The 13,063-nt window shown below is 72.6% G+C and carries 9 protein-coding genes; 4 read left to right on the forward strand and 5 right to left on the reverse strand.

The window, feature by feature from the left end:
- Nucleotides 1-2 precede the first annotated feature (2 nt).
- Nucleotides 3-599: a TetR/AcrR family transcriptional regulator gene (locus tag ACIDOF_RS34915; protein ID WP_409010250.1), complete on the reverse strand. Its 597-nt coding sequence runs from the start codon at nucleotides 597-599 to the stop codon at nucleotides 3-5.
- A gap of 138 nt (nucleotides 600-737) precedes the next feature.
- Here ACIDOF_RS34915 and ACIDOF_RS34920 point away from each other — a divergent pair, with 138 nt between their 5' ends.
- The 4 genes from ACIDOF_RS34920 to ACIDOF_RS34935 all read left to right on the forward strand — a co-directional run bounded on the left by ACIDOF_RS34920 (nucleotide 738) and on the right by ACIDOF_RS34935 (nucleotide 5,977).
- Nucleotides 738-1,577: a class I SAM-dependent methyltransferase gene (locus ACIDOF_RS34920; protein ID WP_409010251.1), complete on the forward strand. Its 840-nt coding sequence runs from the start codon at nucleotides 738-740 to the stop codon at nucleotides 1,575-1,577.
- A gap of 496 nt (nucleotides 1,578-2,073) precedes the next feature.
- Entirely contained in the window at nucleotides 2,074-3,420 is a 1,347-nt protein-coding gene (gdhA, locus tag ACIDOF_RS34925) for an NADP-specific glutamate dehydrogenase (RefSeq protein ID WP_409010252.1), read from the forward strand.
- A 126-nt stretch (nucleotides 3,421-3,546) separates the two neighbouring features.
- Entirely contained in the window at nucleotides 3,547-5,001 is a 1,455-nt protein-coding gene (argG, locus tag ACIDOF_RS34930; protein WP_409010253.1) for an argininosuccinate synthase, read from the forward strand.
- A 160-nt stretch (nucleotides 5,002-5,161) separates the two neighbouring features.
- On the forward strand, nucleotides 5,162-5,977 hold the full coding sequence (locus tag ACIDOF_RS34935; RefSeq protein WP_409010254.1) for a DeoR/GlpR family DNA-binding transcription regulator: 816 nt from the start codon (nucleotides 5,162-5,164) through the stop codon (nucleotides 5,975-5,977).
- On the opposite strand, the gene ACIDOF_RS34940 is transcribed toward ACIDOF_RS34935, so the two are convergent.
- From ACIDOF_RS34940 to ACIDOF_RS34955, 4 genes are all read right to left on the reverse strand, one after another.
- Entirely contained in the window at nucleotides 5,949-6,983 is a 1,035-nt protein-coding gene (locus tag ACIDOF_RS34940; RefSeq protein ID WP_409010255.1) for an NAD(P)-dependent alcohol dehydrogenase, read from the reverse strand. The two genes, ACIDOF_RS34935 and ACIDOF_RS34940, sit on opposite strands and share 29 nt — an antisense overlap.
- A 23-nt stretch (nucleotides 6,984-7,006) precedes the next feature.
- Nucleotides 7,007-8,380, reverse strand: a complete 1,374-nt coding sequence (locus ACIDOF_RS34945) for an MFS transporter (RefSeq protein WP_409010256.1) — start codon at nucleotides 8,378-8,380, stop codon at nucleotides 7,007-7,009.
- On the reverse strand, nucleotides 8,377-9,384 hold the full coding sequence (locus ACIDOF_RS34950; protein ID WP_409010257.1) for a zinc-dependent alcohol dehydrogenase family protein: 1,008 nt from the start codon (nucleotides 9,382-9,384) through the stop codon (nucleotides 8,377-8,379). The genes ACIDOF_RS34945 and ACIDOF_RS34950 overlap by 4 nt, the downstream gene beginning before the upstream one ends.
- A 309-nt stretch (nucleotides 9,385-9,693) precedes the next feature.
- The gene (locus ACIDOF_RS34955; RefSeq protein ID WP_409010258.1) at nucleotides 9,694-12,375 is read right to left on the reverse strand and encodes a SpoIIE family protein phosphatase; all 2,682 of its coding nucleotides are present in this window, start codon (nucleotides 12,373-12,375) and stop codon (nucleotides 9,694-9,696) included.
- Between the last annotated feature and the right edge of the window lie 688 nt (nucleotides 12,376-13,063).

Below are 13,063 nucleotides of genomic sequence, written 5' to 3' on the forward strand. Positions count from 1 at the left end.
CCCTACCCCGCCGCCGGGCCGCCCACGAGGAAGGTCACCAGCCCCTCGATGCGCCGCTCTACGTCCGGGGCGCCGGGGCCCGCCGTCATCAGGAGGTGGTGCACGGCGCCGACCACGGCGAGGGCGGCGGCACCGCTGTCGACGCCCGCGGAGACCCGGCCGAGGTCCCGCTCGGCGTCGAGGTACGCGGCGATCGCCCGCTCCATCGCGTCGAAGCCGGGCGCGCCGGATTCCAGCGCCTCCCTGATCCGCAGCGCGGCGGCCGGGCGGGACAGGGCGAACGCGGAGATCGCCGGTCCGCCGGAGCGCAGCAGGGCGAGCACGACCTCGCCGAGGGTGCGGGCCACGTCGCCCTCGCCCGCGCGCGCCGGGAGTTGCTCGGCGCGGTGCGCGGTGCGGGCGAAGCGGTCGAGGCACAGTTCCGCGACGAAGTCGTCGAGCCCGGCGAAGTGCGTGTGCAGCAGGCCTTTCGAGCAGCCCGCCTCGTCGGTGACCGCGCGGCTGGTGAGGGCGCCGGGTCCGTCCCGTTCGAGCACGCGCTCGGCCGCGGCGAACAGCCGCTCCCGCGCATCCGGTATCGCCACTCCTCGCGGAGCCACAGGACCACCTCACTCTGTCGGACGACTCGCCAACACTCGTACAGGAAAAGGGTGTTGTGAGTTTGGGCGTGTGCCCATACTGTTTGGGCGTACGCCCATCATAGGTGTGCCGACCATGCCGCAACGGAGGGAGCAACGATGAACGACGTCGTCAACACCGAGCAGGAAGAGGCCTGGAACGGACCCGAGGGTGCGTACTGGGCGGACAACCAGGCCCGTTGGGACGCGGTGAACTCCGGCTTCAACGAACTCCTCCTCGACGCCGCCGCGTTCGGCCCGGAGGGCCGGGTTCTCGACATCGGCTGCGGCGCCGGCCAGACCAGCCGGCTCGCGGCGCGGCGGGCGGCGCGGGGGCGGGTGCTCGGCGTCGATCTGTCGGGCCCGATGCTCGACCGGGCGCGGGCGAGCGCGCGGCAGGAGGGGCTGGACAACGTGACGTTCGAGCGGGCCGACGCCCAGGTCCACGCGTTCCCGCCCGGCGCGTTCGACGCGGCGGTCAGCCGGTACGGGGTGATGTTCTTCGCCGACCCGGTCGCCGCGTTCGCGAACATCGGCCGCGCGCTGCGCCCCGGCGGCCGGCTCGCGTTCGTGTGCCCGGCGGAGCCGGAGGGCAACGGGTGGCTGGCGGCGATGCTGTCGCTCCAGGACCTGCTGCCGATGGGCGACTTCGCGGTGCCGGGCCGTACGGGCATGTTCGCCTTCTCGGACCCGGCCCGCGCCCGCACGGTCCTCACGTCGGCCGGTTTCACGGACGTACGCACGGAACACGTGGAGGCGTACGGGACGTGGGGCCGGGACGCGCAGGACGCGGCGGACTTCATGCTGGCGACGGGCCCGGGCCGCGCGATGACGAGCCAGGTCCCCGCCGAGACGACAGCCCGCGCCCGCACAACCCTGACGAACCACCTCCGCGCATCCGAGAACGCCGAGGGAGTCCACCTCCGCAGCACAGCCTGGCTGGTAACAGCGACCCGCTAGCCCCCGAAAGGGGCGCGGGGAACGGCGCAACCAGCCAACGGCAGGCACGACGACCGACAACCGGCCAGGGCACAGCCCCGACAAGGGGCGCGGGGAACTGCGCGACCGGCCACGACGGCGCAGGCAGCCGAAGAGCGACCGTCCAGCGGGGCGGCGGCAGCAGGCGCAGCCCCGAACAAGGGGCGCGGGGAACTGCGCGACCAGCCACGACGACGGAGACAGCCGACCAACAACCGGCCGGGGCACAGCCCCGACAAGGGGCGCGGGGAACTGCGCGACCGGCCACCGACGGAGCGGGCAGCCGAAGAGCGACCGTGAAGCGGGGGTGGCGGGAGGGGGCGCAGCCCCGGGCCGTCCACGGACCAAGCGCGCTCTTGCCACCCGCCCCCTCCCCCAGCGACGATCAGTCGAGCTCGAACTGATCGATCAAACCGCCCCGCACGGCACCGACCGCAGCACCCGCACCGACCGCACTGCAGAGAGCGAGAGACGACACATGGACGTCAGCACGCACATCGAGGCCGTCCAGGCGGAGGTCCGCAGGCGCAATCCCGGCGAGGCGGAGTTCCACCAGGCCGTGACGGAGGTGCTCACCACCCTCGGCCCGGCCCTGGAACGGCACCCCGAGTACGTGCGCGGCGCTGTCGTCGACCGCCTCTGCGAGCCGGAGCGGCAGGTCGTGTTCCGGGTGCCGTGGGTGGACGACGAGGGCGCGGTGCGGGTCAACCGTGGCTTCCGCATCGAGTTCAACAGCGCGCTCGGCCCGTACAAGGGCGGCCTCCGTTTCCACCCGAGCGTGAACCTCGGCATCGTGAAGTTCCTCGGCTTCGAGCAGATCTTCAAGAACGCCCTGACCGGCATGGGCATCGGCGGCGGCAAGGGCGGCTCGGACTTCGACCCGCGCGGCCGCTCGGACGGCGAGGTGATGCGGTTCTGCCAGTCGTTCATGAGCGAGCTGTACCGGCACATCGGCGAGCACACCGATGTCCCGGCCGGTGACATCGGCGTCGGCGGGCGCGAGATCGGCTACCTCTTCGGCCAGTACAAGCGCCTCACCAACCGGTTCGACGCCGGGGTGCTGACGGGCAAGCCGGTCGGCTGGGGCGGTTCGCACGCCCGCACGGAGGCGACCGGCTACGGCACCGTGTTCTTCGCGCAGGAGATGCTCGCCACCCGTGGCACGTCCTTCGAGGGCCGCCGTGTCGTGGTCTCCGGCTCGGGCAACGTCGCGCTGTACGCGATCGAGAAGGTGCACGCGCTCGGCGGCACGGTGGTCGCCTGCTCCGACTCGTCGGGTTATGTCGTCGACGAGGACGGCATCGACCTGGAGCTGCTGAAGGAGCTCAAGGAGGTCCGCCGCGAGCGGTTGTCCGTGTACGCCGAGGCCAAGCCGACCGCCCGCTTCTCCGCGCGGGGCACGCTCTACGACGTACCGTGCGACATCGCGCTGCCGTGCGCCACGCAGAACGAGATCCGCCGCGAGGACGCGGTGGCGCTGACGAAGAACGGCGTGCTCGCGGTCGTCGAGGGCGCGAACATGCCGTCCACGCCGGAGGCGATCGAGGTGTTCCGCGAGGCCGGTGTCCTCTTCGGCCCCGGCAAGGCCGCCAACGCGGGCGGTGTCGCCACGTCCGCCCTGGAGATGCAGCAGAACGCCGCCCGCGACCGCTGGACCTTCGACCAGACCGAGGCCCGCCTCGCCGCCGTGATGCGCGACGTCCACACCGAGTGCCGACAGACCGCGGAGACGTACGGCGGCACCCCCGACGACTACGTCCTGGGCGCGAACATCGCCGGTTTCCTCCGCGTCGCCGACGCCATGCAGGCCCAGGGCATCGTGTAGCCGCGTACGGGCCCAGGGCCGGAGGCCGGGTTCCGCGGGCGGTCGGGGGACGCGTCGGATCGCGTGACGCAGATCGCCCGCGGAACGGACTTTGCATGACCATGCGAGAGCATGCATAATCTTCCTATGTCCAAGGTCCTCACTTCCCTTCCGGCCGGCGAGCGCGTCGGCATCGCCTTCTCGGGCGGCCTCGACACGTCCGTCGCGGTCGCGTGGATGCGCGACAAGGGCGCCGTCCCGTGCACCTACACCGCCGACATCGGTCAGTACGACGAGCCCGACATCGCCTCGGTGCCCGGCCGCGCGAAGACCTACGGCGCGGAGATCGCGCGTCTCGTCGACTGCCGCGCCGCCCTGGTCGAGGAAGGTCTGGCCGCGCTCACCTGCGGCGCGTTCCACATCCGCTCCGGCGGCCGTGCGTACTTCAACACCACCCCGCTCGGCCGTGCCGTCACCGGCACCCTGCTGGTCCGCGCAATGCTCGAGGACGACGTCCAGATCTGGGGCGACGGCTCGACGTACAAGGGCAACGACATCGAGCGGTTCTACCGCTACGGCCTGCTCGCCAACCCGCACCTGCGGATCTACAAGCCGTGGCTGGACTCGGACTTCGTGACCGAGCTCGGCGGCCGCAAGGAGATGTCGGAGTGGCTCGTCGCCCACGACCTCCCGTACCGCGACAGCACGGAGAAGGCGTACTCGACGGACGCCAACATCTGGGGCGCCACGCACGAGGCGAAGATCCTGGAGCACCTGAACACGGGCGTCGAGACCGTCGACCCGATCATGGGCGTGAAGTTCTGGGACCCGTCGGTCGAGATCGCCACCGAGGACGTGACGATCGGCTTCGAGCAGGGCCGCCCGGTCACGATCAACGGCCAGAAGTTCGAGACCGCGGTCGACCTGGTGATGGAGGCCAACGCCATCGGCGGCCGCCACGGCATGGGCATGTCCGACCAGATCGAGAACCGGATCATCGAGGCCAAGAGCCGCGGCATCTACGAGGCGCCGGGCATGGCCCTGCTGCACGCCGCGTACGAGCGCCTCGTGAACGCGATCCACAACGAGGACACCCTCGCCCAGTACCACAACGAGGGCCGGCGTCTCGGCCGCCTCATGTACGAGGGCCGCTGGCTGGACCCGCAGGCGCTGATGGTGCGTGAGTCGCTGCAGCGCTGGGTCGGCGCCGCCGTCACCGGCGAGGTCACGCTGCGCCTGCGCCGCGGCGAGGACTACTCGATCCTCGACACCACGGGCCCGGCGTTCAGCTACCACCCGGACAAGCTGTCCATGGAGCGCACCGAGGACTCGGCGTTCGGCCCGCTCGACCGGATCGGTCAGCTGACCATGCGCAACCTCGACATCGCCGACTCCCGCGGGAAGCTGGAGCAGTACGCGGGCATCGGCCTGATCGGCACGTCCACGCCGGCGATCGGCGCGGACCAGGCCGCGGCTACCGGGCTGATCGGCACGATGCCGGAGATGCCCGGCGGCGGCGCCGAGGCGATCGCGTCCCGCGGGGAGGTCTCTGCGGAGGACGAGGCGCTGGATCGCGCCGCGATGGAGTCGGGTACGGACTGAGGTACGTACGACTACGATCGCTGGGCGGCGTCCCGCCGTAGCGACGACTGACCGTCGCCGACTGCGGGATCGCCGTGGTTGCTCGCGCAGTTCCCCGCGCCCCTGAGACTTGCACTTCGTGCTCCGTCTCAGGGGCGCGTCCGGCGAAAGGAGATCCCCCGTGCCGCCCAGGTCCAGGCCCTCTCAGGCCGTTGTCGAGCGGCGGCGGCAGGAGATTCTGCGGCATGTCGCCGAGCACGGGGAGACGCGGATCGACGTGCTCGCCGACCTGTTCGGCGTGAGCCTGATGACCATGCACCGGGACCTCGACGACCTCGCGCAGCGGCATCTGCTGCAGAAGGTGCGCGGCCGGGCCGTGGCGTTCCCGGCGCTCACCATGGAGACCGCGACGCGGTTCCGCGAGGGCGCCAACGTCGACGTGAAGGAAGCCCTGTGCGCCGCCGTCGCGCCGCGCGTCACCCCCGGGTCGACGCTCCTCATGGACGACTCGTCGACGCTGTTCCCGCTGGCCGGGACGATCCGTGACGTGCCCGGTCTGACGGTCGTGACAAACTCGGTCGGGATCGCCCAACGCCTGGGCGGGGCCAAGGAGTTGAGCGTCACGCTGCTCGGCGGCCGGTTCCACGGCGAGTTCAACTCGTGCACGGGACCCGACGTGCTGCGCGCCCTCGGCCGGATCCACGCCGACCTGGCGCTGATGTCGGCGACGGCCGTGCACGAGGGCCGGCTCTTCCACCCCTTGCAGGAGTACGCGGAGGTCAAGGAGGCCATGCTCGACTCGGCCGGCCGGGCCGTGCTGCTCGCCGACCGTTCGAAGTTCGGCAAGACCGCCACGTACGCGTACGGGACCGCCGCGCGGTACGAGGAGGTCGTCACCGACAGCGGGACGCCGGGCGCGGAGGCGGACGCGATCCGCGCGCTCGGCGTCACCGTCACGGCCGTGGACGTCACTTCTGCGGCAGCACCACACTCTTGACCGCCGTCGGGTCCTCGGCGCCCACGGTGAGGGCGCGTTCGGCGTCGGCGAGGCCGAAGCGGTGCGTGACCAGCGGGTCGAGGGCGACCCTGCCGGAGGCGGCGAGGTCGATCGCGGTGGGCCAGGTGTTGGCGTAGCGGAACGTGCCGGTGACCTCCAGCTCGTAGTTCTGCACCTTGGCGAGCGGCAGCGGCACCTCGTCGCCGCCCATGCCGACCAGCACGACGCGGCCCGCGCGTGCCGTCGAGCGGATCGCTTCGCCGATCACGGCGGGCACGCCGCTGCACTCGAGGACGACGCTCGGCTCGTACCCGAGGTCCCGCAGCGGCGTCCGCGACACGTCGACCGCCTGCATGCCCAACTCCCTTGCCAGAGCGAGGCGTCGGGGCGCCACGTCGGTGACCGTGACCTCGCTCGCGCCGTACGCGAGGGCCGTCTGGGCGGCGACCAGGCCGATGGGGCCGGCGCCGGTGACGAGGACGCGGTCGCCGGGGCCGACGCGGGCCTTGCGGCAGGACCACACGCCGACGGAGAGCGGTTCGAGCAGGGCCGCCGCCTCGTCGCCGACGGAGTCGGGCACGGCGTGCGCGAACTCCTCGTGCACCGCGGCGTATTCGCAGAACACGCCGTCGACGGGCGGGGTCGCGTAGAACACCATGTCGGGGCAGAGGTTGTAGCGGCCGAGCCGGCACTCCGCGCATCCGCCGCAGGGTGTGCCCGGCTCGACGGACACGCGCTGCCCGATCCGGTGGCGGGTCGCGCCGGGGCCCGACGCGACGACGGTGCCCGCGGGTTCGTGCCCGAGGACCATGGGCGCCTCCACGACGAAGTCGCCGATGCGGCCGTGCCGGTAGTAGTGCACGTCGGAGCCGCAGGTGCCGACGGCGTCGACGCGGACGAGGACCTGGCGCGGGCCGGGCGTCGGCACCGGGCGTTCCTCGACGCGGAGTTCGCCGGGGCCGTGCAGGACGGCGGCGCGCATGGTGGCGGGCAGGCGGGGTGGCATGGGGTGATCCTTCGCGAGGGGGTTCAGGGGGCCGGTACTGCCGGTACGGGCGAGGGCTGCGGGTCGGCGGTGCCGGTGGGGGCCGCGGTCTCCTCGGGCAGCCCGTCCCCCGGCGACGTCACGTACAGGCAGAGGCCCGCGTTGACGAGGAGCAGGAGCGCGTAGATCCACATCAGGCCCTGGAAGCCCCAAGTGCCGTACGACAGCGTGCCGATGAGGGGGCCGACGGCGACGCTGAGGCCGGCGCCGAGGGTGTAGACGCCCATGACCTGGCCGCGGCGTTCGGGGGCCTGGGCGACCATCATCGCGGGCAGCGGCACGTATCCGGCGAGGCCCGCCCCGTACACGGCGACCGCGAGCGCGGCGACGAGGAAGTTCGCCCCGGCCGCGGCGGGCAGGTAGTAGCAGGCGAGGCAGCCGAGCGCGCCGAGGACGCCGCCGAACAGGGCGCAGGTCTTGCGGCCGGACCAGTTGTCGCCGAGTACGCCGAAGACGAGCAGGGCGCCGAGGTTGGTGACCATCATGATGACGAGCAGGGTGTTCCACTCGCCGTCGCCGAATCCGAGGTCGCGGACGAAGAACGGCATGAAGACCCACATGCCGAACGACGGTGTGGTGTTGATGAGCCGGATGATCAGGCTGACGCCCAACTTCGGCTTCTCGAAGAGGATCCGGAACGTCCCGGCCAGCTCGGCGCGCGAGTCGCGGCCTGGCGCGAGACCGGTGAACCCGGTGCGTTCGCGCAGCAGGACGAGGACGATGACCGTGCCGACCGCGATCACCGCGAGGGAGACCCACAGCGTGGCGTAGAAGCCGACGAGGGGCATGGCGGCGGCGAAGAGGAACGAGCCGATGATGGGGTAGCCGGAGCTGTAGAAGAACCAGAACCAGCCGACCGCCTTGCTCTGGTGGTCCTTCGGCGCGACGGCCATGATCCAGGAGAGGAAGCCGTACGCGAACATCGGGTAGCCGAAGCCGCGGATGCCGTACGTGACCATGACGAGCGGGTAGCTCTCGGCGGGGATCGCCACGGTGAGCATCAGGACGTGGAAGGCGATCCAGATGCCCGCGCCGACGGCCATGACGCGCCGTGGGCCCCAGCGGTCGGAGAGCAGTCCGGCGCCGAGGAACGAGGCGATGGCGGCGGTGACGCCGTAGACGGTGATGATGGCGCCGGCGCCGGTCTCGGAGAAGCCGAGGTCGCTGCCGAAGTACTTGGAGAGGTAGCTGGTCTCCACGCCGTCGCCGATCATGAAGAACAGCAGCCCGACATAGCCCCAGATCAGCGGCTTGGGGATGCCGATCCGGTCGAGCGGGTGGCGGCGGTCCGCGGGCGCCTGCGCGGCGGTGGGCGCGCTCGTGCGCGGGGTCGTGCGCGGGCTCATACGTCGGCTCATACGTGGGCCTCCGTCCCGGGCGCGATGTGGATCTTCCGGCCGGTGCCGGCGCGGAAGTCGGCCACGGCGGTGTCGAAGGCGTCGAGCCCGTACACGTGGCTGACGAGCGCGTCCAGGTCGAGGCCCGCGGCGAGCAGGTCGATCGCCGGCTGGAAGCTGTTGTGCACGGCCATCGAGCCGATGATGTCGATCTCCCGGTTGTACACGTCGTACGGCGAGAACGCGGCCTTGCGGGCCGGGTCGCTGACGCCGAACTGCAGGAACGTGCCGCCCTTGCGGACCCGGCCGAGGCCGTCCTCGACGGCGGGGAGCGCGCCGGTGGCATCGATGACGACTTCGAAGCCGTGCGGCCGGTCGAACTCGGCGGCGTCGGCGGCCACTTGGTCGGCGGCGAAGGTCTTCGCGAAGTCGAGCCGGTCCCGGTTGAGGTCGACCATCGACACGGACGCGGCGCCGGCCTGGCGGACGACGGCGGCCATCATCAGGCCCATGGTGCCCGCGCCGTAGATCAGATGGTGCTCGCCGGGGCGGCGCGGCAGCCGGTTCAGTCCGTGCACGGCGCAGGACAGCGGCTCGACGAGTCCGGCGGCGGCGTCGGACAGCCCCTCCGGCAGGACGTAGGCGCAGCGGGCCGGTACGGCGACGTACTCGGCGAAGCCGCCGGGGCGGGTCACGCCGACCGCGCGGTAGTCGTCGCAGAGGTTGCCGCGGCCGATCCGGCAGTAGTGGCAGGCGCCGCAGGGGATGTTCGGGTCGACGGCCACGCGGGTGCCGGGCTTCGGTCCGGTGACGTCCGGGCCGAGGGCGACGACGCGGCCGGTGAGTTCGTGGCCCGGCACCAAGGGGCTTGCGGCGGACGGGAGTTCGCCGTCGAGGATGTGCATGTCCGTACCGCACACGCCGCAGGACGTCACCTCGACGACCACCTCGCCCGGCCCCGGTGTGGGGTCGGGTTGCTCGGTCACCGCGACCTGCCCGGGACCGCTGACCAGAACTGCTCGCATCGGCTCGCTCCTGACTCCGCCTTCGGCTGCTCCGCCTTTGGATTGCCGGGACTGTAACCACCGCGTAAACGTTAAATCAATCGTTGAGTTCACAGAAAATGTGAGATAACTTGCCCGGGTCGGAGCACAGAACGGGCACGGAGGCGGGCGTCGGCAGCTCCGGACGGAGGCGGGGAACGGGGCCCGCCGAGGCTCAACTTCCTTGCCCCGCAAGGAAGATGCCCTGCGGGACGAGCCGGTCCCGTCCGTGCCCGTACGCCCTCACGATGCCCGCCTCGGGCAACAGCGGGCGCGGGCAAACGGGCAGGTTCAGAAGTCCGACCACTGGTCGAGCAGGTCGTCCGCCGACGCCTCCGGCTCGGTGACTGTCTCGTGCAGGGACTGCTCGGCCCAGATGACCTTGCCGCGCGCGGTGTAGCGCGTACCCCAGCGGGTGCCGCACTGGGCCACCAGGAACAGGCCGCGCCCGCCCTCGTCCGTGGTGGCCGCGCGGCGCAGGTGCGGGGAGGTGCTGCTGGCGTCGGCGACCTCGCAGATGAGGCTGTTGGCGTCGTGCAGCAGGCGCAGCCGGATCGGCGGGGTGCCGTAGCGGATGGCGTTGGTGACGAGTTCGCTGACGATCAGCTCGGTGGTGAACGCGATCTCCGTGAGCCCCCAGGCCGCGAGCCGCTCGTCGATCTCGGCCCGTACGCGCGGCACCTCGGCCGGGTCGTCCGGCACCTCGCGGACGAAGACCTGGTCCGGGTCGAGCAGGCGGGTGCGGGCGACCAGCAGGGCGATGTCGTCGAGCGGACGCTCGGGACGCAGCGCGTCGACGACGGCCGTGCAGATCGACTCGGGGTCGGCGCCCGGATGCTCGGCGAGGACGGCGCGCAGCTCGGCCAGCCCGGCGTCGATGTCCCGGTCGCGGCGCTCCACCAGGCCGTCGGTGAACAGCGCGAGCCGCGAGTCGGCGGGCAGCTGCAGCGTCGCCGTCTCGAACGGCAAACCCGCGCCGAGGCCGAGCGGCGGCGACACGGGCACATCGGGGAGCTCCACGGAACCGTCCGGCAGGACCAGGGCGGGGCCCAGGTGCCCGGCGCGGGCGAGGGTGCACCTGCCGTCGACCGGGTCGTAGATCGCGTACAGGCAGGTGGCGCCCGTGACGTCCGGGGCCTCGGAGTCCGTCGCCTCCTCGGCGTCCAGGGTGGCCACCAACTCGTCGAGATGGGCGAGGAGTTCGTCGGGCGGCAGGTCGAGGGCGGAGAAGTTGTGCACGGCGGTGCGCAGGCGGCCCATGGTGGCGGCGGCGTGCAGCCCGTGCCCGACCACGTCCCCGACGACCAGCGCGACGCGCGCGCCCGGCAGCGGGATCACGTCGAACCAGTCGCCGCCCACGCCGCCCTGCGCGGGCAGATAGCGGTGCGCCACGTCGAGCGCGGACTGCTCGGGCAGGGTGCGCGGCAGCAGGCTGCGCTGCAGGGTGACCGCCATCGTGTGCTCGTGCGTGTACCGGCGGGCGTTGTCGACGGCGACGGCCGCGCGGGCCGCCAGCTCCTCGGCGAACGACGGGTCGTCCTCGTCGAACGGCGGCGAGTCCCCGCGGCGCCAGAACGTGGCCGTGCCGAGGATCTTCCCCCGGGCGCCGAGCGGCGCGGCGATCATCGAGTGGAAGCCCTCCTCCAGGAGCCGCCGAGACCGCTCCGGGTCCTGCGCCCGCCAGGCCTGGTCGACGGCCAGGTCCGTCACCAGTACGGCGTGCCCGCCGGTGACGCCGAGCGCGGCGGGCACGCCCGGCACGAGGTGGATCAGCTCGCCCACCCGGTACAGCGGATGGTCGCCCTCCACCCCGACGATGGCGGTACGGCGCATCTCCAGGCCCGAGCCGTGCGGTTCCTCGCCGCGCAGCACGGGGTCGAGCAGCTCCACGCTCACCACGTCCGCGAAGCGGGGCACAGCGACCTGGGCGACCTCCTCGGCGGTGCGGACGACGTCGAGGGTGGTGCCGACCCGGACGCCCGCGTCGTAAAGGAGCTGCAGCCGTTCGCGGGCGACCTCGGCGCGGCCGGTCAGGGCCTGCAGCTCGGTGGTGTCGCGGAGGGTGGCGACGACCCCGGACGGGCCGGTGCCGGCGAGGCCGCCCTGCCCGTCGACGGGGCGCACGTTGACGGCGAGCAGGTGATCGCCCGCCAGGTGCACCTCGTCCGTGGCGCGGCGGCCCGCCGTGAGCAGCCGGGCGACTCCGGGGGCCAGGCCGAGGTCGGAGACGCGGTGCTGCTCGGCGTCGTCGGGCAGGTCGAGGAGGCGGCGGGCCTCGTCGTTGGCGAGCAGCAGCCGGCCGTCCGCCGCCACGATCAGGACGCCCTCGCGGACCGAGTGCAGGACCGCGTCGTGGTGCTCGTACATCCGCGTGATCTCGCTCGGGCCGAGGCCGCGGGTCTGGCGGCGCAGGCGCCAGCTGACCAGGGCGGCGCCCGCGGTGGCGAGGACGAGCGCGCCGCCCGCGGTCACGAACAGCATGGGGAGCTGGTGGCCCACCTGTTCGTTGACGTTCTCCAGGGTGATCTCGGGGATGACGATCCCGGCGACCGAGCCGTCCGGCCGGAACACGGGCACGGTCGCGTACACCGACCGGCCGAGCGGCCCCGAGTCGATGAACGTGGCCGCCTCCCCGCGCGCGGCCTCCTGGTAGTGGCCGATGACATGGCCGCCGATCAGCTCCGGGTCACGGTGGGCGACCCGGATCCCGGCCGGTGTCGCCACCACCAGGTTGTCGACACCGGACGCCTCCCTGACCTTGTTCGTACGGGGTTGCAGCTCGGCGGTCGGGTCGGGTCCGTCGAGCGCCTCCGCGACGCCCGGCGCGTTCGCGAACGCCTCGCCGGTGGAGAGGACCTGCTCGCGGGCCGCGCGCGTGCCCTGCTGCCGGGCCTGCAGCACGAGGACGGTGACGGTCGCGGCGATCAGCAGCACGACCACGCCCAGCTGCAGCAACAGCACCTGCCCAGCCACGCTCCGCGGACTCAGTCCCCCCGAACGCCGCGGCACGGCCGAAGCCTCCGTGGCCCGGGTCGAGGAACGCCGCAGATCTCTCATTGCGCACATTTTCCCACCGGGCACGCCGAGGGGCCCTGTTTGTTAGGCCGCCCCTGCCGGGACGGGGGCGGGGGCCAGGACGCGCGCCGTCGGCCGAGGCGGCCCGGGTCTTGCGCTCACCGGCGGGAACCGACGAGGGCGGCGGGCGCGCACCGGGTGACCGTTCGGGGCCCGGTGAACCGATGGGTCATCGGCTGCCTGCGACGAGCCGTACGGCCCTGTCTTCGACCACCGTGCGACCAGCCGCAGGCCGCGGCCTGGCCGCCCTGCGGCGCGCGCTGCGTCGCGGCGGGAACGCGGGCGCTCTGCGTCGCGCCGTGGACGCGGGGGCGGCGCTCGCCCCCCTCGGCCGGCCGCATCCGACTGAGTGCGCGCAGGCGCGCAGCGTGACACGGAGCTGCGGCTCTGCGCGTCGGCTCGGTGGCGGCCCGGCGGACGCTGCGGGCAGATGGGGTGGTGTGCCGGCCGAGGGAGGTACGGCGCGCTTCGTCGCCGGAAGGGGGCCGAGCCTCGTCGGACCCTTCTGCGTACGGCCCTCGCGCGGTGGTCGCGTCCCCGCGCCGCGACTGGCATATGACACTCGGTGAAGCTCCGGCCAACTCCT

The sequence above is a fragment of the Streptomyces sp. Da 82-17 genome, from assembly GCF_046098215.1.
Taxonomy (GTDB): Bacteria; Actinomycetota; Actinomycetes; order Streptomycetales; family Streptomycetaceae; genus Streptomyces.